22 protein-coding genes and 1 pseudogene are annotated in these 26,028 nt (G+C 60.4%); 17 read left to right on the plus strand and 6 right to left on the minus strand.

Annotation, left to right across the window (positions count from 1 at the left end; all coding sequences use genetic code 11):
- Positions 1 to 26 precede the first annotated feature (26 nt).
- Both AACY49_RS14710 and ompR read right to left on the minus strand, forming a co-directional pair.
- Positions 27 to 1,340 carry an ATP-binding protein gene (locus AACY49_RS14710; RefSeq protein ID WP_258698051.1) on the minus strand — a complete coding sequence of 438 codons (1,314 nt, stop codon included), beginning with the start codon at positions 1,338 to 1,340 and terminating at the stop codon, positions 27 to 29.
- A 115-nt stretch (positions 1,341 to 1,455) separates the two neighbouring features.
- On the minus strand, positions 1,456 to 2,196 hold the full coding sequence (gene ompR, locus AACY49_RS14715; RefSeq protein ID WP_258698052.1) for an osmolarity response regulator transcription factor OmpR: 741 nt from the start codon (positions 2,194 to 2,196) through the stop codon (positions 1,456 to 1,458).
- 359 nt (positions 2,197 to 2,555) lie between these two features.
- Here ompR and AACY49_RS14720 point away from each other — a divergent pair, with 359 nt between their 5' ends.
- The 7 genes from AACY49_RS14720 to tauD all read left to right on the plus strand — a co-directional run bounded on the left by AACY49_RS14720 (position 2,556) and on the right by tauD (position 10,879).
- Complete coding sequence (locus tag AACY49_RS14720; RefSeq protein ID WP_258698053.1) at positions 2,556 to 4,880, plus strand: Tex family protein; 2,325 nt, start codon at positions 2,556 to 2,558, stop codon at positions 4,878 to 4,880.
- A complete protein-coding gene (locus tag AACY49_RS14725; RefSeq protein ID WP_258698054.1) occupies positions 4,880 to 5,263 on the plus strand; it encodes a PaaI family thioesterase in 384 nt (127 codons plus the stop codon). The genes AACY49_RS14720 and AACY49_RS14725 overlap by 1 nt, the downstream gene beginning before the upstream one ends.
- A 256-nt stretch (positions 5,264 to 5,519) precedes the next feature.
- Positions 5,520 to 7,103 carry a glutamate--cysteine ligase gene (gene gshA, locus AACY49_RS14730; RefSeq protein WP_339524651.1) on the plus strand — a complete coding sequence of 528 codons (1,584 nt, stop codon included), beginning with the start codon at positions 5,520 to 5,522 and terminating at the stop codon, positions 7,101 to 7,103.
- A 277-nt stretch (positions 7,104 to 7,380) separates the two neighbouring features.
- Positions 7,381 to 8,358, plus strand: a complete 978-nt coding sequence (tauA, locus tag AACY49_RS14735; RefSeq protein WP_339524653.1) for a taurine ABC transporter substrate-binding protein — start codon at positions 7,381 to 7,383, stop codon at positions 8,356 to 8,358.
- 16 nt (positions 8,359 to 8,374) lie between these two features.
- Positions 8,375 to 9,169: a taurine ABC transporter ATP-binding subunit gene (gene tauB / locus AACY49_RS14740; RefSeq protein WP_258698057.1), complete on the plus strand. Its 795-nt coding sequence runs from the start codon at positions 8,375 to 8,377 to the stop codon at positions 9,167 to 9,169.
- The gene (gene tauC / locus AACY49_RS14745; protein ID WP_339524656.1) at positions 9,166 to 10,014 is read left to right on the plus strand and encodes a taurine ABC transporter permease TauC; all 849 of its coding nucleotides are present in this window, start codon (positions 9,166 to 9,168) and stop codon (positions 10,012 to 10,014) included. The genes tauB and tauC overlap by 4 nt, the downstream gene beginning before the upstream one ends.
- 22 nt (positions 10,015 to 10,036) lie before the next feature.
- Positions 10,037 to 10,879 (plus strand): taurine dioxygenase, encoded by an 843-nt coding sequence (tauD, locus tag AACY49_RS14750; RefSeq protein WP_339524659.1) that lies wholly within the window; start codon positions 10,037 to 10,039, stop codon positions 10,877 to 10,879.
- Between the two features lie 123 nt (positions 10,880 to 11,002).
- Here tauD and mgrA read toward each other — a convergent pair whose 3' ends face one another.
- Complete coding sequence (mgrA, locus tag AACY49_RS14755) at positions 11,003 to 12,040, minus strand: L-glyceraldehyde 3-phosphate reductase (RefSeq protein WP_258698060.1); 1,038 nt, start codon at positions 12,038 to 12,040, stop codon at positions 11,003 to 11,005.
- 165 nt (positions 12,041 to 12,205) lie between these two features.
- Positions 12,206 to 12,382: pseudogene (locus tag AACY49_RS14760) on the minus strand (type II toxin-antitoxin system HicB family antitoxin); the annotation flags it as partial.
- A gap of 38 nt (positions 12,383 to 12,420) precedes the next feature.
- Here AACY49_RS14760 and AACY49_RS14765 point away from each other — a divergent pair.
- On the plus strand, positions 12,421 to 12,552 hold the full coding sequence (locus tag AACY49_RS14765; protein WP_258698061.1) for a hypothetical protein: 132 nt from the start codon (positions 12,421 to 12,423) through the stop codon (positions 12,550 to 12,552).
- A 27-nt stretch (positions 12,553 to 12,579) separates the two neighbouring features.
- Here the strand turns inward: AACY49_RS14765 and betT are convergent, their stop codons facing one another.
- Together betT and epsC are read right to left on the minus strand one after the other, a co-directional pair.
- Positions 12,580 to 14,535 carry a choline transporter BetT gene (betT, locus tag AACY49_RS14770; protein ID WP_339524756.1) on the minus strand — a complete coding sequence of 652 codons (1,956 nt, stop codon included), beginning with the start codon at positions 14,533 to 14,535 and terminating at the stop codon, positions 12,580 to 12,582.
- Between the two features lie 424 nt (positions 14,536 to 14,959).
- Positions 14,960 to 15,886 (minus strand): serine O-acetyltransferase EpsC, encoded by a 927-nt coding sequence (gene epsC, locus AACY49_RS14775; protein ID WP_339524662.1) that lies wholly within the window; start codon positions 15,884 to 15,886, stop codon positions 14,960 to 14,962.
- Positions 15,887 to 16,077: 191 nt separating this feature from the next.
- Here epsC and AACY49_RS14780 point away from each other — a divergent pair, with 191 nt between their 5' ends.
- From AACY49_RS14780 to AACY49_RS14820, 9 genes are all read left to right on the plus strand, one after another.
- On the plus strand, positions 16,078 to 17,070 hold the full coding sequence (locus AACY49_RS14780) for a D-cysteine desulfhydrase (RefSeq protein ID WP_258698063.1): 993 nt from the start codon (positions 16,078 to 16,080) through the stop codon (positions 17,068 to 17,070).
- A 314-nt stretch (positions 17,071 to 17,384) separates the two neighbouring features.
- Positions 17,385 to 18,179, plus strand: a complete 795-nt coding sequence (gene tcyJ / locus AACY49_RS14785; protein WP_258698064.1) for a cystine ABC transporter substrate-binding protein — start codon at positions 17,385 to 17,387, stop codon at positions 18,177 to 18,179.
- Positions 18,179 to 18,844, plus strand: coding sequence for a cystine ABC transporter permease (tcyL, locus tag AACY49_RS14790; protein WP_258698065.1), 666 nt, complete (start codon positions 18,179 to 18,181; stop codon positions 18,842 to 18,844). Before tcyJ ends, tcyL begins: the two co-directional genes overlap by 1 nt.
- Positions 18,845 to 18,848: 4 nt before the next feature.
- Complete coding sequence (gene tcyN / locus AACY49_RS14795) at positions 18,849 to 19,598, plus strand: L-cystine ABC transporter ATP-binding protein TcyN (RefSeq protein WP_339524665.1); 750 nt, start codon at positions 18,849 to 18,851, stop codon at positions 19,596 to 19,598.
- 494 nt (positions 19,599 to 20,092) lie between these two features.
- On the plus strand, positions 20,093 to 20,857 hold the full coding sequence (locus AACY49_RS14800) for a hypothetical protein (protein ID WP_339524667.1): 765 nt from the start codon (positions 20,093 to 20,095) through the stop codon (positions 20,855 to 20,857).
- Positions 20,858 to 21,261: 404 nt separating this feature from the next.
- Positions 21,262 to 22,503 carry an SfnB family sulfur acquisition oxidoreductase gene (locus tag AACY49_RS14805; protein WP_339524669.1) on the plus strand — a complete coding sequence of 414 codons (1,242 nt, stop codon included), beginning with the start codon at positions 21,262 to 21,264 and terminating at the stop codon, positions 22,501 to 22,503.
- Positions 22,504 to 22,541: 38 nt separating this feature from the next.
- Positions 22,542 to 23,735, plus strand: coding sequence for an SfnB family sulfur acquisition oxidoreductase (locus AACY49_RS14810; RefSeq protein ID WP_339524671.1), 1,194 nt, complete (start codon positions 22,542 to 22,544; stop codon positions 23,733 to 23,735).
- Positions 23,736 to 25,088, plus strand: a complete 1,353-nt coding sequence (locus AACY49_RS14815; protein ID WP_339524673.1) for an LLM class flavin-dependent oxidoreductase — start codon at positions 23,736 to 23,738, stop codon at positions 25,086 to 25,088.
- 129 nt (positions 25,089 to 25,217) lie between these two features.
- Positions 25,218 to 26,027 carry a MetQ/NlpA family ABC transporter substrate-binding protein gene (locus tag AACY49_RS14820; RefSeq protein ID WP_339524675.1) on the plus strand — a complete coding sequence of 270 codons (810 nt, stop codon included), beginning with the start codon at positions 25,218 to 25,220 and terminating at the stop codon, positions 26,025 to 26,027.
- Position 26,028: the final 1 nt, after the last annotated feature.

A 26,028-nucleotide genomic window follows, 5' to 3' on the forward strand; every position in this document is an offset into this window, starting at 1 on the left:
CTCGCCACAGAGGTTGTGTACGGCGCTCAGACAGCATCCCGCGGCAACATCAACCCAAGCGGCAACCGCACCCGCGCTTCCAGCCCGCCACCGGACCGGTTGCGCAACTCGACATTGCCGCCATGCATCGAAGCGATCCGCTTCACGATCGCCAACCCCAACCCGGTCCCCTTCCCACCCCGGGCACGATCACCACGGGTGAACGGGTTGAAGATCGCCTCCAGTTCCGACGGATCGATCCCCGCCCCACGGTCCATGACACTCAGCACCACATACGGTGCGCTGGTATCCCCGGACACATAAGCCGCCACTTCCACTCCACTGCCGGCGTGATGCAAGGCATTCCCGATCAGGTTGTTCAGCAGCCGCTTCATCGACACCCGACGCAGCGGGAACGGCTGGATCGGCTCCAGGCGCAAGTGCACTTTCTCTTCGTTCTGGTTGTACGGCGCGGCGACTTCGCGAACCAGATCGCTCAGGTCCACTTCTTCCACCGACTCGTCACGTCCATCACGAATGAACGCCAGGAACTGGTCGAGAATCGCGTCCATGTCTTCGATGTCGCGGATCATGTCATCCGTCAGGTCGCTGTGGTCGCCCATCAGCTCCAGGGACAGCCGCAAACGGGTCAGAGGCGTGCGCAGGTCGTGGGACACCCCGGCCAGCATCAGCTCGCGCTCGCGACCAGCCTGTTCGACGTCTTCGGCCATCTGGTTGAAGGCGCGATAGACCTCGGTCATCTCGCTCGGTGTATCACTGATCGGCAGGCGCACGCTGCGGCCCTGACCGAGTTGCCTCGCGGCATAGACCAGACGTTTCAGTGGTTGATTGAGCTGGCTGACGAAAATCCACGCCGAGGCGGTGGACAGCAGACCAATGGCGAGGAACCAGCCCAGCACGTTCCAGATTTTCTGGCCACGCAACGGATGCGGGTACAGCGGCACTTTCAGCCAGCCATCGCCCAGGCTGGGCGCCCGGACCCACAGCGCCGGCGGGGAATGCATGCGTAATCGGACTTCGGTGTCGGCACCCAGCTCCGCCTGCATCTGCCGCTGATAGATCTCGCTGTACGGCCAGTGTTGTTCGCCTTCCGGCACACCGGCGCCGACGACCCGAATCAGGGTCGCAGCATCGGCAATCCTGGCGCGGTTTTCTTCATCGGCAGCCCAATAGGCACGCAGTGTCAGGGCGACGCCGTGGCTGTATTGGCGGTCCACCAGCACGTCTTCGTTCATCAACAGATAAACCAGGGTCAGCGCCTTGGAGAACAGGACGACGATCAGCACCAGCCACAGGGTGCGGGAGAAGAAGCTCTGGGGGAACCAAACAGGGGTTTTCATGGATAACCGCTACACACTTGCAGGAGCGAGCGATGCTCGCATATTGCGGATCGCGAGTCTGCGGGCAAGGTCCTCTGACCCGCTGCCCACAAGACCCGCTCCTACAAATCGCCGATCACTTGGTGGCGGCGCCATCCGGAACGAACACGTAGCCCACGCCCCAGACAGTCTGGATGTAGCGCGGTTTGGACGGATCGGGCTCGATCATCCGGCGCAGACGGGAGATCTGCACGTCGATGGAACGCTCCAGGGCATCCCACTCGCGGCCACGGGCCAGGTTCATCAGTTTGTCGCGGGTCAGCGGCTGACGGGCATTCATGACCAGGGCCTTGAGCACCGCGAACTCACCGGTGGTGAGCATGTGCACTTCGTCACCGCGCTTGAGTTCGCGGGTGGCCAGAGACAGCACGTAATCACCGAAGGTCACGTTTTCGTCTTCGCTGCCCGGCGCGCCCGGCACCGGTGCCGCCTGGCGCCGCAGCACCGCTTTGACCCGGGCCATCAGCTCGTCCGGGTTGAACGGCTTGGCCAGGTAATCGTCGGCGCCCAGTTCCAGGCCCTTGATGCGGCTCAGCTCGTCGCCCTTGGCGGTGAGCATGATGATCGGAATCTGATTGTTCGCCGTGCGCAGGCGGCGGCAGGCGGTCAGGCCGTCTTCGCCGGGCAGCATCAGGTCGAGGACGACCAGGTTGAACACTTCACGCGCCAGCAGGCGGTCCATCTGTTCGGTGTTCGGTACGGCGCGGGCACGGTAGCCCTTGCTGACGAAAAAACGTTCCAGCAGGCTGCTCAGCCCCGGATCGTCGTCAACGATAAGAATTTTTTCGCCTTCAGCAGTTTGTGCAGTGCTGCTCATTGGATGCTCCTTTGATCTCGGTGCGCATTATGGCCTAGCTGCCGTTATACGCACCGTGTGCATTGTTAGCAGATTTTTCCTTCACCGCCAGAAAGCCGGGCATTGTGCCTACAGCCAGTGATGCCCCCGAATGTCAGAACGCTGGTTATAATGCGCGGCCTTTTGTGTCAGGCAACGTCTGATCGTTACTGCTGGTAGCCGCTCTTTTTTCATGGCGCTGGCAGTAATTGTTCGATTTCACGGGTCAACGGGAAGCCTGTTGATCCAGGTAGCGGCGCACGCCAGGCCGCTCAACCAGACTCGCCGAGCCTTTATTTTTGCGCCTGCGAGCCTGCTTTCACAATTTGTCAGGTGGTTTTATGGACAGCATCAACAGCCGCATCGCCGAGGAACTCGGCGTACGCCCACAACAGGTCGAAGCGGCCGTCGCGCTACTCGATGAAGGCTCCACGGTGCCCTTCATCGCCCGCTACCGGAAAGAAGTGACCGGCAGCCTCGATGACACGCAATTGCGTCATCTGGAAGAGCGTCTGCGCTACCTGCGAGAACTCGATGAACGGCGTATCAGCATCCTTGCCAGCATCGAAGAGCAAGGCAAGCTGACCCCGCAACTTGAGCGCGACATCAAACTCGCCGACACCAAGACCCGCCTCGAAGACTTGTACCTGCCGTACAAGCAGAAGCGCCGCACCAAGGGCCAGATCGCCCTGGAAGCCGGCCTCGGCGAGCTGGCCGACGGTTTGTTCAACGATCCGACCCTGAGCCCGGAAACCGAAGCCGCGCGCTTCATCGACGCCGAAAAGGGCGTGGCCGATGTGAAAGCCGCCCTGGAAGGCGCCAAGTACATCCTCATGGAGCGCTTCGCCGAAGACGCTGGCCTGCTGGACAAGTTGCGCAACTACCTCAAGCAGGAAGCCACCCTCAGTGCCCGCGTGATCGCCGGCAAGGAAGAGGAAGGCGCCAAATTCCGCGACTACTTCGAGCACGACGAACCGCTGAAAAGCATGCCATCGCACCGCGCGCTGGCGATTTTCCGTGGCCGCAACGAAGGCATTTTGAGCTCCGCGCTGAAAGTCGGCGACGAGCTGCCGGGCACCATGCACCCGTGCGAAGGCATGATCGGTCAGCAATTCGGCATCCAGAACCAGAACCGCGCCGCCGACAAATGGCTGGGCGAAGTGGTGCGCTGGACCTGGAAGGTCAAGCTCTACACGCACCTGGAAACCGACCTGCTGGGTGAGTTGCGCGATGGCGCGGAAACCGAAGCGATCAACGTGTTCGCCCACAACCTGCACGACTTGCTGCTGGCCGCGCCGGCCGGCCCCCGCGCAACGCTGGGCCTCGACCCGGGCCTGCGCACCGGTTGCAAGGTCGCCGTGGTCGACTCCACCGGCAAGCTGCTGGACCACGCCACGGTTTACCCCCACGTGCCGCACAACAAGTGGGACCAGACCCTCGCCGTGCTCGCCGCCCTGTGCGCCAAGCATTCGGTAGACCTGATCGCCATCGGCAACGGCACCGCCAGCCGCGAAACCGACAAGCTCGCCGCTGAGCTGATCAAAAAATACCCAGCCATGAAGATGACCAAAGTCATGGTCTCCGAGGCCGGTGCATCGGTGTACTCGGCGTCGGAACTGGCCTCCAAGGAATTCCCGGACCTGGACGTGTCGATCCGTGGCGCGGTGTCGATTGCCCGTCGCTTGCAGGATCCGCTGGCTGAACTGGTGAAGATCGATCCGAAATCCATCGGCGTCGGCCAATACCAGCACGACGTGTCGCAGCTGAAACTGGCGCGCGGCCTGGACGCAGTAGTCGAAGACTGCGTGAACGCCGTGGGTGTGGACGTCAACACCGCCTCCGTGGCGTTGCTGGCACGTATCTCCGGCCTCAACGCGACCCTGGCGCAGAACATCGTCAGCCACCGCGACGAGCACGGTGCGTTCAAAACCCGTGCGGCGTTGAAGAAAGTCGCCCGTCTGGGTGAAAAAACCTTCGAACAGGCCGCCGGTTTCCTGCGCGTGATGAACGGCGACAACCCGCTGGATTCATCCGCGGTTCACCCGGAAGCCTATCCGCTGGTGCAACGCATCGCCGCCGAAACCGACCGCGACATTCGCTCGCTGATCGGCGACGCCACGTTCCTCAAGCGCCTGGACCCGAAGAAGTACACCGACGAAACCTTCGGTCTGCCGACGGTCACCGACATTCTGCAAGAGCTGGAAAAACCCGGCCGCGACCCGCGTCCCGAGTTCAAGACCGCCGAGTTCCAGGAGGGCGTCGAAGACCTCAAGGACTTGCAACCGGGCATGATCCTCGAAGGCGTCGTCACCAACGTGACCAACTTCGGCGCGTTCGTCGACATCGGCGTGCATCAGGACGGTTTGGTGCATATCTCCGCGCTTTCGGAGAAGTTCATCAAGGATCCGCGCGAAGCGGTGAAGGCCGGTGACGTGGTCAAGGTGAAGGTCATGGAAGTCGACATCCCGCGCAAACGCGTTGGCTTGTCGATGCGCATGAGCGATACCCCGGGCGAGAAGATCGATGGCGCTCGCGGTGCACGTCCGGGTTCGGCACCGCGCCAATCCCAGAACAGCGCACCGCGCAAGGAAACCACCGCAGCGGCCCCTTCCAACAACGCCATGGCGTCGCTGTTCGCCAACGCCAAGCAGTTGAAGAAACGCTGATGGACATCCCGGCCGGCTTGACCGAAAGCGCGTTTTTCAAGCTGCTGGGCTGTCGCTTGCACAGCCTGGAAACCGGGGTGGCGCAAGTCGCCCTGGCGCTGGCACCGGAGCTGCGCAATCGCGGCGGCAAGCTGCACGGCGGGGCCTTGTTCAGTCTGGTGGACATTGCCATGGGGCTGGCCTGTTCCAGCACCCATGGCTTTGACCAGCAGAGCGCGACCATCGAGTGCAAGATCAACTACATCCGCGCCGTCGCTGACGGTGAAGTGATGTGCACGGCACGGGTAATCCACCCGGGCCGCCGCACGCTGGTGGTCGAAGCCGATGTGATGCAAGGCGACAAACTGGTCGCAAAAGCACAAGGCACGTTCGCAGTCCTGTAGCTCCCTGCCATCGATTTAGGTTAATTTCGGCGCTGTGACTGCAGCGCTGGAGTTTTCTGTGGGAGCGAGCCTGCTCGCGAAGGCGGTGTGCCAGGCGACTTTAATGTTGACCGACACTCCCTCTTCGCGAGCAGGCTCGCTCCCACAGGGATTGTGGCGTTCCAAAACCAGGCGAAAACGCCAGTTTCAACTTCACCCTTGTAGACCGTCTTGCCCACCCCCATATTGGGGCGAACGACGCGTGAAGGAATCCAACTTGAGCGAACTTCTCAACCGCCGCCTGGCTCTGCTCGGCGAGCGCGCTAACCTCTCTCTGCTCGAACAGTGCCTTCACGGCATCGAACGTGAATGCCTGCGCGTGACCGGCGATGGTCGCCTGGCACAAACGCCGCACCCTGAAGAACTGGGTTCCGCGCTGACCAACGAAAAAATCACCACCGACTATTCCGAGTCGCTGCTGGAGTTCATCACGCCCGCCCTGCCCGACCCGGCGGACACCCTGGCGAGCCTCGACAGCATTCACCGTTTTGCCTACAGCAAGCTTGGCAACGAGTACCTGTGGAGTCCATCGATGCCGTGCCCGTTGCCGGCCGAGGAAGACATCCCGATCGCCTATTACGGCACCTCCAACATCGGTCAGCTCAAGTACGTCTATCGCAAGGGCCTGGCCCTGCGTTACGGCAAGACCATGCAGTGCATCGCCGGGATTCACTACAACTTTTCCCTGCCGGAAAAGCTCTGGCCACTGCTCAAAGAGGCTGAAGGCTTTGACGGCACCGATCGCGATTACCAATCGTCGGCCTACATCGCGCTGATCCGCAACTTTCGCCGCTACAGCTGGCTGCTGATGTACCTGTTCGGCGCCTCGCCTGCGCTGGACGCCGGTTTCCTGCGCGGTCGTTCGCACCAGTTGGAACAACTGGACCCGGACACCTTGTACCTGCCGTACGCCACCAGCCTGCGCATGAGCGATCTGGGTTACCAGAGCAACGCCCAGGCCGGTTTGACGCCGTGCTACAACGACCTGTCAAGCTACACCGACAGCCTGCGCAAAGCGGTGGCCACGCCTTACCCGCCGTACGTCGAGGTCGGTACACACCAGGACGGCGAGTGGGTTCAGCTCAACACCAACATCCTGCAGATCGAAAACGAGTACTACTCCAACATCCGCCCGAAACGCGTGACCTACACCGGCGAACGGCCGATTCAGGCGCTGGTGGCCCGTGGCATCCAGTACGTCGAAGTACGTTGCCTGGACATCAACCCGTTCCTGCCGATGGGCATCGACCTCACCGAATCGCGGTTCCTCGACGCGTTCCTGCTGTACTGCGCGCTGAACGACAGCCCGCTGTTGACCAGTACCAGTTGCGGCAACGCGACCTCGAACTTCCTCAGCGTGGTCAAGGAAGGTCGTCGTCCGGGCCTGCAATTGCAACGCGACGGGCACCCGGTAGACCTGAAGGAATGGGCCGGCGAATTGTTGGAAAAGATTGCGCCATTGGCGGCGTTGCTGGATCAGAGCCATGGCGGCGATGCCCACAGCAAGGCGCTGGACGCACAACGGGCCAAGGTCAAGGACTCGTCCCTGACGCCTTCGGCTCAAGTGCTGGCAGCGATGGCCGAGCACAAGGAAAGCTTCGCCCAGTTCTCTTTGCGCCAGAGCCGGGTGCATGCAGAGTTTTTCCGCAGCGAACCGCTTTCAAGCGAAGACCAGGCTAAATTTGAAGAACTGGCGCGCTCGTCGCTGGCTCAACAAGTGACGCTTGAACAGAACGAAGTCGGCGATTTCGATGTGTTTGTCGGGTCGTATCAGGCGAGCATTCTGGCGATCAGTAATTAGACGCAAACCTCTGTGGCGAGGGAGCTTGCTCCCGTTCGGCTGCGCAGCAGCCGTAAAATCTGCGACCGTGTTCGATCAGACACATCTTCGCTGTTTTTGGGAGTCCTTCGGCCTCCAGCGGGAGCAAGCTCCCTCGCCACAAAAACGATATACAACTATTCTCTCTTAGAATTTTCCGCTCATAAGGTAATTCGAAAAAGTTATTTATTTTCGGATTCTTATATCATTTAGTCTCCTTTTCACGCCGACTCTCGGTCGCCTGACAAGGAGCTTCCCGATGAAACTGACTTCCCCTCTTCGCCTTCTGGTCGCCGCGTTTCTGGCTGCGGCGAGTCTCCTGGCTCAGGCGGCAGACGTGACCGTCGCCTACCAGACCACCGTCGACCCGGCGAAAGTCGCCCAGGCCGACGGCGCCTACGAAAAAGCCACCAAAGCCAACATCGACTGGCGCAAATTCGACAACGGTGCCGACATCATTGCCGCCATCGCTTCCGGCGACGTGCAGATCGGCTACCTCGGTTCCAGCCCCCTGACGGCTGCAATCACCCGCAAAGTCCCGGTGGAAACCTTCCTCATCGCCACCCAGATCGGCGCCGCTGAAGCACTGGTCGCCCGCGACGGTTCCGGGATCAAGACCCCGCAAGACCTGATCGGCAAAAAAGTCGCCGTACCGTTTGTATCCACCGGCCACTACAGCCTGCTGGCCGCGCTGAAACACTGGAACATTGATCCCTCGAAAGTCACCGTCCTCAACCTCGCGCCACCCGCGATCATTGCTGCATGGAAACGCGGTGATATCGACGCCACCTACGTGTGGGACCCGGCCCTCGGCGTGGCCAAGGAAAACGGCAAAGTGCTGATCACCTCGGGCGAGTTGGCCAAGTTCGGCGCACCGACTTTCGATGCCTGGATCGTGCGTAAGGATTTCGCCGAGAAGCACCCGGAAATCGTCACCGCGTTCGCCAAAGTGACCCTCGATGCCTACGCCGACTACCGCAAAGACCCGAAAGCCTGGCTGGCCAATCAAAGCAATGTCGACAAACTGGTGAAACTCTCCGGCGCCAAGGCCAGCGACATTCCGTTGCTGCTGCAAGGCAACGTTTTCCCGCTGGCGGCTGATCAGGTGATCACCCTTGGCGCGCCGACCACCAAGGCCATCACCGACACCGCTGTGTTCCTCAAGGAACAGGGCAAGGTCGAGGCCGTGCTGCCGGACTACGCGCCGTACGTCAGCGCCAAGTACATCACCAACTGATCGGGAGTTAACCGCGATGGCTTTGCTACAGCTGGAACGCATCAGCGCACAGTACCCAGGCGCAGCGGAACCGGTGCTGGCGGATATTTCCCTGAGCCTTGGGCCCCAGCAGTTGCTGGTCGCCCTCGGCCCGTCCGGCAGTGGCAAGACCTCGCTGTTGAACCTGATTGCCGGTTTCGTCGAGCCCAGCGCCGGGCGCATCACCCTTGACGGCGTGCCGGTCAAAGGCCCGAGCGCCGAGCGCGGCGTGGTGTTCCAGGACGACGCTCTGCTGCCCTGGCAGGACGTGCTGGCCAACGTCGGTTTCGGCCTGGAACTGGCCGGCACTTCGCGGGAAAAACGTGAACAGCGCGCCCGGGAAATGCTCGCGCTGGTGGACCTTTGCGGTTTCGAAAACCGCCGGATCTGGCAACTCTCGGGCGGGCAGAAACAACGTGTCGGCCTGGCTCGCGCCCTCGCCGCCGACCCTCGGGTGTTGCTGATGGACGAACCCTTCGGCGCCCTTGACGCCTTCACCCGTGAACAGATGCAGGAGCTGTTGCTGCAAGTCTGGCAGCGCACCGCCAAACCAGTGTTCCTGATTACCCACGACATTGAAGAAGCAGTGTTCCTCGCCACCGACCTGATTCTGTTGGCGCCCAACCCCGGGCAAATCGTCGAGCGTCTGAGCCTGGATTTCGGTCAGCGTTACGCTACCGGCGAATCGGCGCGGGCGATCAAATCCGACCCGCGCTTTATCGAAACCCGCGAACACGTGCTCGCCAAAGTGTTCTCCCAACGCAGCGCCGTCCAGCGGCAGGAGCGCGCATGAGCACTTATGAAGTTCCCGCCGCCACGGTGAAACCAGGCTCAAAGGTGAAGAGCTCGGCGGTAATTGCGCTGCGTCGCAGTTTGAACACGCGCTGGATCAGCGTACTGACGTTGGTCGCCCTCGTTATCATTTGGTGGGCCGTCACGGCCACTGGTTTGATCGAACCACTGTTCCTGCCGCCGCCGTCCGCCGTGCTGCAAAAAGGCTGGTTGCTGGTGACCACCGGCTACATGGATTCGACCTTGTGGCAGCACTTGGGCGCGAGCCTCAGCCGGATCGGTCTGGGCCTTGGCTTTGCGGTGCTGACTGCCGTGCCGGTCGGCATTGCCATCGGCCACAACCGCATCGCTCGCGGCATTCTCGATCCGCTGATCGAGTTCTATCGCCCGATTCCACCCTTGGCTTATCTGCCGCTGATCGTGATCTGGTGTGGCATCGGTGAACTGTCGAAAGTCTTGTTGATCTACCTGGCGATCTTCGCCCCGATCGCGATTGCCACTGCCACTGGCGTACGCACCGTCGACCCGGCCAAGTTGCGAGCCGCGCAGTCGCTGGGTGCGACCCGGGCGCAGTTGATTCGGCATGTGATTCTGCCCAGTGCCTTGCCGGACATTTTGACCGGTGTGCGAATTGGTCTGGGGGTGGGTTGGTCGACGCTGGTGGCCGCCGAGTTGATCGCCGCCACCAGTGGTTTGGGCTTTATGGTGCAGTCAGCCGCGCAGTTCCTGGTCACCGATGTGGTGGTGCTGGGGATTCTGGTGATCGCGCTGATCGCCTTCGCCATGGAAATGGGCCTGCGCGCGCTGCAACGCAAACTGGTGCCATGGCACGGCCAGGCTCACTAAGCCTTTTTTGAAGAGAACCATCATGAGCCACCCGACCATTGTCCCTTTAAGCTCCGCCCTCGGCGCGCAAATCAGCGGCATCGATATCAGCCAGCCGCTGAACGTTGAGCAACGCGACGCCATCGAACAAGCGCTGCTCAAACATCAAGTGCTGTTCTTCCGCGACCAGCCGATCGAGCCGCAACAGCAAGCGCGATTCGCCGCCTATTTCGGCGACCTGCACATTCACCCGATCTACCCGAACGTGCCGGAGCAGCCGGAAGTGCTGATCCTCGACACCGCTGTCACCGACGTGCGAGACAACGCGATTTGGCACACCGACGTGACCTTCCTGCCGACCCCGGCCATGGGCGCGGTGCTCAGCGCCAAACTGCTGCCGGAATTTGGCGGCGACACGCTGTGGGCCAGTGGTATTGCGGCGTATGAAGCACTGTCCGCACCGATGAAAACCTTGCTCGAAGGGCTGACCGCCACTCACGATTTCACCCGCTCGTTCCCGCTGGAGCGCTATGGCAATACACCAGAAGCCTTGGTTCAGTGGGAAGAAGCCCGACGCAAGAACCCACCGCTGTCGCACCCGGTGATTCGTACCCATCCGGTAAGCGGGCGCCGGTCGCTGTTCGTCAATGAAGGGTTCACGTCGAAGATCAATGAGCTGTCGGAGACGGAAAGCGAGGCGGTTCTGAAGTTTTTGTTCGCCCACACCACTCGGCCTGAATTCACCATTCGCTGGCGCTGGCAGAAAGACGACATCGCGTTTTGGGACAACCGCGTGACCCAGCACCACGCGGTCGATGATTACCGCCCGGCGCGGCGGGTGATGCAGCGGGCTACGGTGTTGGGGGATGTGCCGTTTTTTCGCTGATCCGATCGTTCCCACGCTCCGCGTGGGAATGCCTCAACGGACGCTCTGCGTTCGGCTCTGGATGGGACGCGGAGCGTCCCGGGCTGCATTCCCACGCGGAGCGTGGGAACGATCAGTACGGAGTTACTCAGCCGTCGAAGGCTTCTCCCAAAGATTGATCCCACCCTCTTGGGCAAACCGATCAATCTCCGCCAACTCTTCCACGCTAAAACTCAGGTTCTTCAACGCCCCGACGTTTTCGATAATCTGCTCCGGCCGGCTCGCGCCAATCAGCGCCGAGGTCACCCGTGAGTCGCGCAGGGTCCAGGCCAGCGCCAGTTGCGCCAGGCTCTGACCGCGGCGCTTGGCGATTTCATTGAGCGCCCGCACATGGGCGATGTTGGCTTCGGACAGGTGCGACGCCTGCAACGAACCACCGCCCGGACGATTGACCCGCGCGTCCGCTGGCACGCCATTGAGGTACTTGTCGGTCAACAGCCCCTGAGCCAAGGGCGTGAAGGCGATCACGCCGGTGCCGAGTTCATCGGTGGTGTCCAGCAGGTCTTTTTCCACCCAGCGATTGAGCAGGTTGTAGGCCGGTTGGTGGATCAACAGCGGGACTTTCCACTCTTTCAGCAACCCGGCGATTTCACGGGTTTTCACCCCGGAATAGGACGAGATACCGATATACAGCGCCTTGCCCTGCTGCACGGCGGTGGCCAGTGCGCTGGCGGTTTCTTCCAGCGGCGTGTCCGGGTCGAAGCGGTGGGAATAGAAGATGTCTACGTAGTCGAGGCCCAGGCGTTGCAGGCTCTGATCGAGGCTGGCCAGCACGTATTTGCGCGAACCACCGCCCTGACCGTAAGGACCGGCCCACATATCCCAACCGGCCTTACTGGAGATGATCAACTCATCGCGGTACTGCTTGAAGTCTTCACGCAACAAACGACCGAAGTTGATTTCGGCGCTGCCATACGGCGGGCCGTAGTTGTTGGCCAGGTCGAAATGGTTGATGCCCAGATCGAATGCCGTGCGCAGCAACGAGCGCTGGGTATCGATCGGCGTGCTGTCGCCGAAGTTGTGCCACAAGCCCAGGGACAGCGCCGGTAGCACCAACCCGCTGCGGCCTACACGGCGGTAAGGGATGGAATCGTAGCGGTTTTCGGCTGCGGTGTAGGTCATCGAATCCTCTCTTGTCTGTCTTGAATGTGGTATCGACTGCTTTGCAAGTTGCCCAGCATACGCCCGGACAAACGCCGATAAACCTCGGACTCGAGAAAATGCTGAAACGTTTCACAGATTATTAAATCTGACCCACCGCATAGAACCGATACCTACTCCCAACGTTTACGCCGACAACTCACGCAACGCGGCAGCCGCCAAAAAACCAGATCTTGAGCTGTATCGCTGATCTCGTCTGACCGTCTGGTCGATACGCTCAAGCAATTGCTCAGGGAGCGTGGCATTGAAGCGCACCGACTTGCCGAAGTACGGCGTGATATCGAAGTCGCCCCCCCCACACACTGGCCTACAGCTTTGTCGTGCTATGGCTGGCGTTGACCTTGATCAACGGCGCGGTCGGCATGGTCAACGCCGGCCAGCCGTTGAGCACGGAACTGGTGGTGGGTAGCGCGGTGTTCGGCGTGCCGGTGGCGGCGCTGGTGTTGTTCATGGTGTTGAGCCCTGACGCCTGACAAGACGTCAGCGCCAACCCTCCTCCATCAACGCACCAGATGCAAAAACTGCATGTGCCGTTCGTACTGGTCGAGGATGTCGTTGATGACCTGCTCCTTGGTGTAGCCCACCAGATCGTAATCCTGACTGCCCTCTCTCAAATGCACTTCGGCGCGGTGGTAACGGCGATTGTTGAGTCGCTTGGAACCCATGCCGCCACGGGCGAAGGACGGCGTGAAGTAACCGCGCATCTGCACCTGATAGATGAACGGATGCAGTTCGCCGTGACCGATTTCCAGGCTGACGTTGTCATTGGCCGGATCAGGCTGAGCGACCACGTGCAGACCCTTCTCGACGAACACTGCGGTCACGTCCTCAATGGCCGGGCGCACCGTGCTATCGAGGAAGCGATAGACCTCATCACGAGACGGGAAATGCACCGCCTGACTCAAACGTTGCCGCCAACCGCCGCGCCGTGATCCGGACACCGGCGCAAGGGAATGCAGTTGCGCGATCTGCTTCTGCGACTCCAGATAAAATGCCTTGTGCAGCCCCCACATCATCAGCAGCAAAATCATCGAAAACGGCAACGACGTCAGTACCACCGCTGACTTCAAGGCATCGATGCTGCCGGAGAACAACAGCGCGCTGGTCACCAGTGCCGTCATCGCGCCCCAGAACACCCGCAGCCATTTCGGTCCGTCTTCATCCAGGTTGCCACCCTTGGCAGACAAGGTCGACAGCACCACAGTGCCGGAGTCGGCGGAGGTCACGAAGAATACGAAGCTGATGAACACCGTGACCGCGATCACGGTTTTGCTCCATGGGTAGGTTTCCAGTAGCAGGTACAGGGTCATCGATGGGTTATCGATGGCCGACATGCCGAGCGCGCTCATGCCGTGGTTGAGGACTTGGTCGATGGCGCTGTTGCCAAAGATCGACATCCACGCCAGGGTGAAACCGAGCGGGATCAGCAGCACGCCGAAGACGAATTCGCGAATGGTCCGGCCACGGGAAATCCGCGCGATGAACAGGCCCACGAACGGCGACCATGCAATCCACCAGGCCCAGTAGAACACCGTCCAGCCGCCCAGCCAGTCGCTGGGTTTATCGTAGGCGTAGAGATCGAAACTCTTCATCGGCAAGGCGCCGAGGTAGTCGCCGACGTTCTGGATCAGCGTATTGAGCAAGTGCTGGGTGGGGCCGGCGAACAACACGAACAGCAGCAGCGCACAGGCCAGCAGCATGTTGATGTCGGACATCACCCGCACGCCTTTATCGACCCCGGACACCGCCACAATGATCGCCGCGCCCATCATCAGCGTGATCAGGCCGACCTGAATCCACTGGGTGTGGGCGATGCCGAACAGGTAGTCCAGGCCGGAGTTGAGGTGCAATACGCCAAAACCCATATCGGCGCCGAGGCCGAATACCGTGGCGATGATGCCGAAACCATCCACGGCGTAACCGATGGGGCCGTTGATGCGCTTGCCGATCAGCGGGTACAGCGCCGAACGCAGGGCCAGCGGCAGGTTATGCCGATAGGCGAAATAGGCCAGCGCCATGCCGACGAAGGCGAACACGCCCCAGCCGTGCAGGCCCCAGTGCAAAAACAGAATCTGCATCGCCTGACGCGCCGCATCCGCCGTGCCGGCCTCGCCTTGCGGCGGTTGCGCCAGGTGCGTCAGCGGTTCGGACACGCAAAAGAAAAACAGCGTGATGCTGATCCCGGCGGCGAACAGCATGCCGGCCCAGGACAGGTAGCTGAATTCGGGCTCGTCGTGGTCGGCACCGAGCTTGATCTTGCCGTAGCCAGACAAGGCGGTGACCACCACAAAGACCAGATACAGCGTCATCGCGAGCATGTAGTACCAGCCGACCGTGTTGGCCGCCCAGTTTTGCGCTTGCAACAACCAGGCACCGGCCTGCTCGGGCATCGCCATGACGACAACGGCGAACAACAGAATGAAGGTCGCCGCGAAATAAAAAACCGGCGGATTCATGCGGACCTGGCCGCTTGCGGGGGTGGACGATGCACTCATGAAAGGTGCACCTCAAGGGGGTGAAACAGGGCAATCAATAACGGACTCGGCAAAGGCAAGCCTCCTGTTGTGAGCGGGCAGCAAACCGGTGGTTTAACTTGAATGAGCGTTCAAGTTAAACATGGATAGGGGGCTAAGGACTAATCGCAGGGTTCGGCGGTGCGTTTTGTACGCTAGCTCAAGGGAGGGTATGACGCGGGGTTTGCGGGATTCGTTCGGCGAGAAATTTGCTAAATGCCATTATTTCGGCCTGACCTGAAATCATCGCGGGCAAGCCCGCTCCCACAGGTTTTGGGTTGTTCACGGAATTACCGTTCGACACAAAACCTGTGGGAGCGTGGCTTGCCCGCGATGGCGTCAGAAAGACCACTGGAAATTTTTGACCCTACTTCTGCGTCCCATCATCATGCTGCAGATTCGCCTGGGTCAGGTTGCACCCGGCCGGCACGCTACGGGTCAGCCAGACGTTGCCACCAATCGTCGAACCCTTGCCGATGGTGATGCGCCCCAGAATCGTCGCGCCGGCATAGATCACCACGTCGTCCTCGACGATCGGATGCCGCGGATGGCCCTTCTGCAGCTGGCCATCTTCGTCCGACGGGAAGCGCTTGGCACCCAGGGTCACTGCCTGATAAATCCGCACGCGCTCGCCAATGATCGCGGTCTCGCCGATCACCACGCCGGTCCCGTGATCGATGAAGAAGCTGCGACCGATCTGCGCCCCCGGATGGATGTCGATACCCGTGGCCGAGTGGGCGATTTCCGCGCTGATCCGCGCCAGCAGCGGCAGCCCGGCGCGATACAAGTGATGGGCCAGGCGATGGTGAATCACCGCCAGAATCCCCGGGTAGCAGAGCAACACTTCATCGACACTGCGAGCCGCCGGGTCGCCGTGATAGGCCGCCAGCACGTCGGTGTCCAACAGGCTGCGCAGCCCCGGCAAAGCGAGGGCGAAGTCCTGAATGATCTGAATGGTCTTGGCCTCGACTTCAGTGTCGGCCTGGGCACTGTGGCGCGCGGCATAACGCAGTTCGAGCCGCGCCTGAGCGAGCAACGCGTTCAGTGCCACGTCGAGCGTGTGGCCAACGTAGAAGTCTTCACTCTCCTCGCGCAAATCCACCGGGCCCAGGCGCATCGGGAACAGCGCACCGCACAAGGCTTCGAGAATGTCCGCCATGGCCGCTCGGGATGGCAACTCGCGACCGCCCTGCTCGCCGCTGGCGCGGCCGTTTTGTGCACGCCACTGGTCGCGCGCCGTACGCAGTTGGCTGACGATGGTCTGCAATTGCCAATGGCTGGAACGCTCACTCACGGTAAAAACTCCTCACGGGCGGCCGGACTGTCTGGCCGCGTCAACGGCGATTACTTTACGGCAACGGCTTGCAGGCGAATTAAGAACCAATAGTGCTGTGGTCAACACTTTTGGCTATAAGCGATTGGCAGTTGCCCCGCTAAAATACCCGCGCCTATAGTCCGGACATCTTCCTCCGCCAGTACGGCCCCATGATCAAACATCAGCTTGCCCGTTTTAACCGCCTCGATCTGCTCGGCCGCCCTACCCCCCTGGAAAAACTCGAGCGCCTGTCGACCTGGTTGGGCCGCGATGTGTATGTCAAACGCGATGACCTGACGCCATTGGCACTGGGTGGCAACAAGCTGCGCAAACTCGAATACCTGGCCGCCGATGCCCTGGCCCAGGGTGCCGATACATTGATCACTGCTGGCGCGATCCAGTCCAACCACGTGCGCCAGACCGCCGCCATTGCAGCCAAGCTTGGCCTGGGCTGCGTGGCGCTGCTGGAAAACCCTCTCGGCACCGACGACAGCAACTATGTCGGCAACGGCAATCGGCTGTTGCTGGACCTGTTCGATGCCAAGGTCGAGTTGGTGGAAAACCTCGACAATGCTGACGAGCAATTGCAAGCATTGGCCGCACGTCTGCGCAGCAACGGTAAAAAGCCGTATCTGGTGCCGATTGGTGGCTCCAATGCAGTGGGCGCTTTGGGTTATGTCCGTGCAGGCCTGGAACTGGCCGAACAGATCAAGGACACCGGGCTGCAATTCGCCGCGGTGGTCCTGGCGTCCGGCAGTGCCGGTACCCACAGCGGCCTGGCGCTGGCATTGAGCGAAGTACTGCCGGATTTGCCAGTCATCGGCGTGACCGTTTCCCGAAGCGATGAAGCTCAACGACCGAATGTCCAGGGCCTCGCCGAGCACACCGCAGAGCTGTTGGGCGTGAGCCTGCCGGCGAGTTTCAAAATTGAACTGTGGGACGAGTATTTCGGCCCGCGTTACGGCGAGCCGAATGCCGGGACACTGGCGGCGGTGAAGCTGTTGGCGAGTCAGGAAGGGTTGTTGCTGGATCCGGTGTATACCGGCAAGGCCATGGCCGGTTTGCTCGACGGTATCGGTCGCCAGCGCTTCGATGACGGCCCGATCATCTTCCTGCACACCGGCGGGGCACCGACGTTGTTTGGCTACACAAGCTTTTTATAAGCATCAAAGATCGAAAGATCGCAGCCTGCGGCAGCTCCTACAGGGATCGGCGTTAACCCGAAATTCGCGGCGTGCATGATCCTTGGAGCTGCCGCAGGCTGCGATCTTTTCGAAGGCGCCACATATCTCAAAAAAGAGTAACAAACATAATATTCAGTATTTTCCAATCTAAAGGTCACATCATATAGTCACGCCGCAGGCGAATTTGCAGCGAGACGCATAGGCTGCTTTAGGGCAGGATAATGCAGTCGTTCAAATCCCGAATTTGCCAACTTTCCTTAAGCGTCTTTCATAAGAAAACACAGGGGCTTGTCATGAATTTTTCCGCACTACGTCGAAATCTGCTGGTAGGTTCGCTGGGCCTGGCACTCGGCGCCGGCCTGTTGGGGCAAGCGGTTGCCGGTGAGCAACTGCAAAAAATCAAGGACGCGGGCGTGATCAACGTCGGTCTGGAAGGCACTTATCCACCGTTCAGTTTCGTCGATGCCGACGGCAAACTGACCGGTTTCGAAGTGGAGCTGTCCGAGGCGCTGGCCAAAGAGCTGGGCGTGAAGGTCAAGCTGCAGCCGACCAAATGGGACGGCCTCCTCGCGGCCCTGGAATCCAAGCGTCTGGACGCGGTGGTCAACCAGGTCACCATCTCCGAAGAGCGCAAGAAGAAGTATGACTTCTCCGAGCCCTACACCATCTCCGGCATTCAGGCCCTGACGCTGAAAAAGAACGAAGGCACCATCAAGACCGTCGCCGATCTGGCTGGCAAAAAAGTCGGTGTGGGCCTGGGCACCAACTACGAACAATGGCTCAAGGACAACGTCCCGAAAGCCATCATCAAGACCTACGACGATGATCCGACCAAGTATCAGGACCTGCGCGTAGGCCGCATCGACGCGATTCTGGTGGATCGTCTGGCGGCCCTGGAACTGACCGCCAAAGCCAAGGACACCGCCGTTGCCGGCGAACCGTTCTCCCGTCAGGAATCCGGTATTGCCCTGCGCAAAGGCGAGCCTGAACTGCTGGCAGCGGTGAACAAAGCGCTCGAGAAACTGCGCGCCGACGGCACCCTGGCCAAGATCTCGCAGAAATACTTCAACGCTGACGTCACTAAATAATGGAAGCAGCTTTCCAACTCGTACTGGAGTCCGTGCCCTTCCTGCTGAAGGGCGTGTACTTTACGGTCATCCTCAGCCTGGGCGGCATGTTCTTCGGCTTGCTGCTGGGCTTCGGCCTGGCGTTGATGCGCCTGTCGCGCCTCAAACTGGTGAGCTGGCTGGCCCGCATCTACGTGTCGTTCTTTCGCGGCACGCCGTTGCTGGTGCAGCTGTTCATGATCTATTTCGGCTTGCCGCAATTAGGTCTCGAACTGGATCCGATACCGGCAGCCCTGATCGGCCTCTCGCTGAACATGGCCGCTTATGCCTGTGAAACCCTCCGTTCCGCGATCAGTTCGATTGAACGCGGCCAGTGGGAAGCCGCTGCCAGTATCGGCATGACCCGCGCGCAAACCTTGCGCCGGGCCATTCTGCCGCAAGCGATGCGCACGGCCCTGCCACCGTTGGGCAACAGCTTCATCTCGCTGGTCAAGGACACTGCGCTGGCGGCCACCATTCAGGTGCCGGAGCTGTTCCGCCAGGCGCAGCTGATCACCGCCCGTACCTTCGAAATTTTCACCATGTATCTTGCCGCCGCGGTGATCTACTGGATTCTGGCAACGGTGCTGTCGCACTTCCAGAACCAGTTGGAAGCGCGGGTCAATCGGCACGACCAGGAGTCCTGACCCAATGATTGTCGTGGAAAAACTGACAAAGCAGTTCAAGGGTCAAGTGGTGCTCAACGGCATTGATCTGCAGGTGAAGGAAGGCGAGGTGGTGGCGATCATCGGCCCCAGCGGCTCGGGCAAGACCACCTTCCTGCGGTGCCTGAATTTTCTGGAAGAGCCCACCAGCGGCCGGATCAAGGTCGGCGACATCGAGATCGATGGCAGCCGCCCCCTGAACCAGCAGCAGAGCCTGGTACGGCGCTTGCGCCAGCACGTGGGTTTCGTGTTCCAGAACTTCAACCTGTTCCCCCATCGCACCGCCCTGGAAAACGTCATTGAAGGTCCGTTGGTGGTGAAAAAAATCCCGCGCGCCGAAGCCGTCGCCCTGGGTAAAAAGCTGTTGGCCAAGGTCGGCCTGGCGGGCAAGGAAGACGCTTACCCGCGACGCCTGTCCGGCGGTCAGCAACAGCGTGTGGCGATTGCCCGGGCGCTGGCGATGGAACCGGAAGTGATCCTGTTCGATGAACCGACCTCGGCCCTGGACCCGGAACTGGTGGGTGAAGTGTTGGCGACCATCCGCAGCCTGGCCGAGGAGAAACGCACCATGGTGATCGTTACTCACGAAATGGGCTTTGCCCGGGACGTGGCCAACCGGGTGGTGTTTTTCGACAAGGGTGTGATTGTCGAACAGGGCGAAGCCAAGGCGCTGTTTGCCCATCCGAAAGAAGAACGGACCCAGCAGTTTCTCAGCAAGTTTCTTAATAACGCTTAGTGCTATCCCACTCTAGAGTTGTCAACTTCCATGGACGGAAGTGACATTGACTCCACTCTGAGAGCAGCCGCCAACGATTACTTGATTCGCCCCAATCATAGATAACTTCCCGCCATCCCATGCGGTACATATATATGTCCTGCAACAGATTCACAACGCCTAAAATTCATAAACCCCTTCGCTATCCATCGTCAACGGTTTGCTGCCTCTCAGGCGTAAAACCCATCAAAAACCATACTAAATTCGACGGAGCAATGCGGTTTATTAACTACACTGCGTAGGAGATTTCTGAATAACTCAAGAACCAACCTTTAACCGAGCAACTCTCTTGACACCCATTCGAACGCACTCTTATCTAGTCTCCAACAGGCGTCAGCTATCGCCCGATCATTATTAAAACGCACAAATAGTGCATTGTTTTGTTGCCTGGTAATTCACGCCTTTCGAACTTTCAGAAACGGACTTCACGGCAAGGCTTCAAGGAGAGAAACCCCATGACAAGTACTTCGAACAAACCCGAACTTGCGACCCCGACCCTGGCGCAAAGCCACAAGGCCGGCATCAACATCACCTCGGCCGCTCATCTTATGATCGACGTGCCGCCCTACCCCGGCATGGACGAAGGCGACCTGATCGAGCTGTTCTGGAACGACTGCTACGTGGCCTCCAGCGTGCTGGGTGCCAACCATGACGGCAAAGCGGTGAGCCTGCGAGTGCCGGAGAGCTTCATTGCCAATGGTTCTGCGCGCATCCATTACAAGGTCATGCAGGTCGGGCAAGGGCCTGCGGTATCGCCGGCGGCGCGCGTCCAGATCAAACTGGATTGCCCGGGCGGCCTGCCCTCGCCCCGTTGCGATGAGGAAAACCAGAGCCTGGCGCCCGTGTTCATCCCCGAAACCATTCGCCGTCAGGGGGTCAATCCAAACCAGGTCAAGCGTGGCGTGCCGTTGACCATCGAACCGTACCTGAACATGGCCACCGACGACGAAATCACCCTGCGCTGGGGCGATGTACGCATGGACCTGCCCAAACTCAAGGCGTGCGATGTGGGTCAGCCGATTCAGGTCTGGGTGCCGCCGGCGATCATTCTCGAAGCCGGCGAGGACCTTCGACTGGAAGTGACCTACTGCATCCTCGACCGGGTAGGTAACAACTCGCGCTGGGCACCGGCACGCACACTGAAGATCGGCTGTGCCAATCCCTACCTGAAAGTGCCGCCGAAAGAAGCGCTCAGAGCCGCTGAACCCCGAAAGAAGTGAAGACCCTGTAGCAACACTCTTGTTGTGACATGAGGGCTTTTTGTGGCGAGGGAGCTTGCTCCCGCTGGGGTGCGAAGCGCCCCCAATCCCGGTACACGCGTTTTCGTAATTGAACCGTGGTGGCCGTTTTGCGACTGCTGCGTAGCCGAACGGGAGCAAGCTCCCTCGCCACAGGGGCTCTGACCAACCGGGCGATATCACCCTTCTATACATATTCCTAAAAGTTAGTTCATTAATTATTTATACGCGTTTAGGGTATATACACCGGACCACCGGACATTCGTGTTTTTCATTCGCCGCAACCCATGCGGCGCTTTCATGAGATGTGAGGTAGGTATGGTCCGGAACACAATCACCCCAGTGCAAATCGCCAGGGCATTGCGTGCAGCCAAGGAGCGGCACTGATGTCCAGTCTGTCAGATGCAATCGTCCAGAGTGACCTGGACATCGCCCCCTTGTTGTTGCCCGCGCAGGTCTTGCGCAACGACGCACAAGCCATCAAGGCTGCCCATGAGCTGGCGCACATCGCCCGCCTGCAAGCCGCCAAACGTGACCAGCAGCGCAAGTTGCCCTGGTCGGAAATCGAACAGTTCACCCGCAGCGGCCTGGGCAGCATTGCCATTCCGCGTGAGTACGGTGGCCCGCAGGTTTCATTCGTCACCTTAGCCTCAGTCTTCGCGATCATTTCCGCGGCCGACCCGGCCTTGGGGCAGATCCCGCAGAACCAGTTCGGGATTCTCAACCTGATACTCGGCAGCGCCACCGAGTCGCAGAAAAAACAGCTGTTCAAAAGTGTGCTCGAAGGCTGGCGAATTGGTAACGCGGGACCAGAACGCGGGACCAAAAACACCCTGGAGCTCAAGGCGCGGATCACCGCCGACGGCGATGGCTTCGTCATCAACGGGCAGAAGTTCTATTCCACCGGCGCCCTGTTCGCCCACTGGGTGGCCGTCAAGGCGCTGAACGACGACGGCAAGCAAGTGCTGGCCTTCATTCGTCGCGGCACACCGGGGCTGCGCATCGTCGATGACTGGTCGGGTTTCGGCCAGCGCACCACCGCCAGCGGCACCCTTTTGCTCAATAACGTGCGGGTCGACGCCGAGCTGGTGGTGGACAACTGGAAGATCAACGACAGCCCGAATACCCAGGGCGCCGTGTCGCAACTGATTCAAGCGGCCATCGACGCCGGCATCGCCCGGGGCGCCATCGATGACGCCATCGAGTTCGTGAAAACCCGTGCACGGCCATGGATCGACGCCAAGGTCGAACGGGCCAGCGACGACCTCTACGTGATCGCCGACATCGGCAAGCTGAAAATCGAACTGCACGCCGCCGAAGCGCTGCTGCGCAAGGCCGGGCAAGTGCTGGATCAGGTCAACGCCGCGCCGCTCACCGCCGAGTCCGCGGCACGCGCCTCGATTGCCGTGGCGGAAGCCAAAGTGCTGACCACCGAAATCTCGCTGCTGGCCAGCGAAAAACTCTTCGAACTGGCCGGCAGCCGCGCGACCCTCGCCGAATTCAATCTCGACCGCCACTGGCGCAACGCCCGGGTGCACACGCTGCACGACCCGGTGCGCTGGAAGTATCACGCCGTAGGCGCTTACTACCTCAACGGCACTCTGCCGGCTCGCCATTCCTGGATCTGACGACCAGAACCTTTTTGACCAGATCTCTGGAGAAACACATGACTCTTTCTCACCACGTCGCGGTCATCAGCAGCGATGAGCAAGCTCTGATCGTCGCCAGTGACCTGGCCGACGATTTCAAACGCGACAGCGCCCTGCGCGACCGCGAACGTCGTTTGCCATACCCGGAACTGGAAGTGTTTTCCCGTTCGGGTCTTTGGGGCATCAGCGTGCCAAAAGAATACGGCGGCGCCGGAGTTTCCAACGTCACCCTGGCCAAGGTGATCGCGTTGATCGCCCAGGCCGACGGCTCCCTCGGACAGATTCCACAGAACCATTTCTACGCCCTCGAAGTGCTGCGCGTTAACGGCACTGACGAGCAGAAAAAACGCCTGTACGCAGAAGTGTTAGCCGGTCAGCGCTTTGGCAATGCACTCGCGGAGCTGGGTACCAAAACCGCCCATGACCGCGTCACCAGCCTGACCCGCGATGGAGACGGCTACCGCATCAACGGCCGCAAGTTCTACGCCACTGGCGCGATTTACGCCCAGCGCATCCCCACGTCAGCGGTGGACGAAAACGGTGTGCAGCAACTGGCGTTCGTCCCGCGCAACAGCAAAGGCCTGACGGTGATCGACGACTGGGGCGGCTTCGGCCAGCGCACCACCGGCAGCGGTTCGGTGGTGTTCGAAGATGTCTACGTCGCCGCCCAGGACGTAATCCCGTTTCAAAGCGCTTTCGAACGCCCGACCACCGTCGGCCCTTTGGCGCAGATTCTCCACGCCGCCATCGACACCGGCATCGCCCGCGCCGCTTATGAGGATGCGCTGCATTTCGTGCGGACCAAAACCCGGCCGTGGATCGACGCCACTCATGAAAAAGCCACCGAAGACCCGCTGACCATCAAGAGTTTCGGCCACCTGGCTATTCGCCTGCACGCCACCGAAGCCCTGCTGGAACGCTCTGGAGAATTCCTCGACCAGGCCCAGGCCGACACCACTGCCGAGACCGTCGCCGCCGCGTCGATCGCCGTCGCCGAAGCCCGGGCCATCAGCACCGAAATTTCCCTCACCGCCGGCAGCACACTGTTCGAACTGGCCGGCAGCCAGGCGACCCTGGCCGAACACGGCCTGGATCGCCACTGGCGCAACGCCCGGGTGCACACCCTGCACGACCCGGTGCGCTGGAAGTATCACGCGGTGGGCAATTACTACCTCAATGATGAAAACCCGCCGCTGCGGGGGACGATCTAAATGTCCAAAAAGAAAATCCTGCTCAACGCGTTCAACATGAACTGCATCGGGCACATCAACCATGGCCTGTGGACCCATCCACGGGACACGTCGACCCAGTACAAGACCATCGAATACTGGACCGAACTGGCGCAGTTGCTCGAGCGCGGGCTGTTCGATGGCCTGTTCATCGCCGACATCGTCGGCGTGTACGACATCTACCAGAACTCGGTGGAGGTGCCGCTCAAAGAGTCGATCCAGTTGCCGGTCAACGACCCGCTGCTGCTGGTCTCGGCCATGGCCGCCGTCACCAAAAACCTCGGCTTCGGCCTGACCGCCAACCTGACCTACGAACCGCCGTATCTGTTCGCCCGGCGCCTGTCGACCCTCGATCATCTGAGCCGTGGGCGGGTCGGCTGGAACATCGTCACCGGTTATCTGGACAGTGCCGCCAAAGCCATGGGCCTGAGCGAACAGGTGGAACACGACCGCCGCTACGACCAGGCCGATGAATACCTGCAAGTGCTCTACAAACTCTGGGAAGGCAGCTGGGAAAACGGCGCGGTGCTCAATGACCGCGAACAGCGGATCTACGCCCAGCCAGACAAGGTGCATAAGGTCGAGCACAAGGGCGAGTTCTATCAGGTCGAGGGTTATCACCTCTGCGAGCCATCGCCGCAACGCACGCCGGTGCTGTTTCAGGCCGGCAGTTCCGATCGCGGTTTGCTGTTCGCCGGTCGGCATGCCGAGTGCGCGTTCATCAGCGGCCAGAACAAACCGGCGACCAAAGTTCAGGTGGACAAGGTTCGCGCCAGCGCCGTCGAGGCCGGGCGCAATCCCTGGGACATCAAGGTGTTCATGGGATTGAACGTGATCGTCGGTGAGACAGAAGAGCTGGCCTGGGCCAAGCACGCCGAGTACCTGAGCTACGCCAGTGCCGAGGCCGGTGTCGCGCATTTCTCGGCGTCCACCGGGATCGATTTTTCCGAGTACGAACTCGACGAACCGATCCAGTACGTGAAGAGCAACGCCATCCAGTCCGCCACCAAGAACCTGCAAAACAACGATTGGACCCGCCGCAAATTGCTGGAACAACACGCCCTCGGTGGCCGCTACATCACCGTGCTCGGCTCGCCGCAGCAGGTGGCCGACGAACTCGAATCCTGGATCGCCGAAACCGGTCTCGACGGCTTCAACCTGACACGGATCGTCACCCCGGAAAGCTATGTGGATTTCATCGAACTGGTGATTCCGGAGTTGCAGCGCAGAGGGTCGTACAAGACTGCTTACGACGATGGCAGCCTGCGGGAAAAGCTGTTTCACGAAGGGGCGCATTTGCCTGAGCAACATACGGGGTCGGCGTTTCGCCGCTAAAAGCATCGCGGGCAAGCCTCGCTCCCACAGGGTTTGTGTGAACACCCGAGAACACTGTGGGAGCGGGCTTGCCCGCGATGAGGCCCGAACAGACACCAAAAACTCAATGCACTGACTGGAAAACTCATCATGACCAAAAAACGCTTAACCCACCCAGTCAAAGCACTGGCCCTGGCCCTCGGCCTCTTCAGCTCCATCACCTTCGCCGCCGACGCACCACTGAAAATCGGCACCACCGCCGCCTTCGCCATTCCCCTGGAAGCAGCCGTAGAGGAGGCAAAAAAACAGGGCCTGAAAGTCGAACTGGTGGAGTTCAGCGACTGGATCGCCCCCAACGTCAGCCTCGCCGCCGGCGACATCGATGTGAACTATTTCCAGCACATCCCGTTCCTGGAAAACGCCAAGGCCGCCGCCGGTTTTGACCTGGTGCCGTTCGCCCCGGGCATCATCAACAACGTCGGCCTCTACTCGAAAAAATACAAAAGCTTCGCCGAGTTGCCCGAAGGCGCCAGCGTGGCCATCGCCAACGACCCGATCAACAGCGGTCGTGGCCTGCAATTGCTGGCCAAGGCCGGGCTGATCACCCTCAAACCGGGCGTCGGTTACAAGGCCACCGAAGAGGACATCATCGCCAACCCGAAGAAAATCAAAATCCTTCAGGTCGAAGCCGTGCAACTGGTGCGCGCCTACGACGACGCCGATCTGGTCCAGGGTTACCCGGCCTATATTCGTCTGGCGAAGACCTTCGATGCCGGCTCCGCCCTGTTGTTCGACGGTCTCGATCACAAGGAATACGTGATCCAGTTCGTGATCCAGCCAAAAAGCAAAACCGACCCGCGGCTGATCAAATTCATCGACATTTATCAGCACTCGCCTGCCGTTCGCGCGGCACTGGATAAGACCCACGGCAAGCTCTATCAAGCCGGTTGGGAAAGCTGAG

The sequence above is a fragment of the Pseudomonas sp. EL_65y_Pfl2_R96 genome, from assembly GCF_963970905.1.
Classification (GTDB): domain Bacteria; phylum Pseudomonadota; class Gammaproteobacteria; order Pseudomonadales; family Pseudomonadaceae; genus Aquipseudomonas.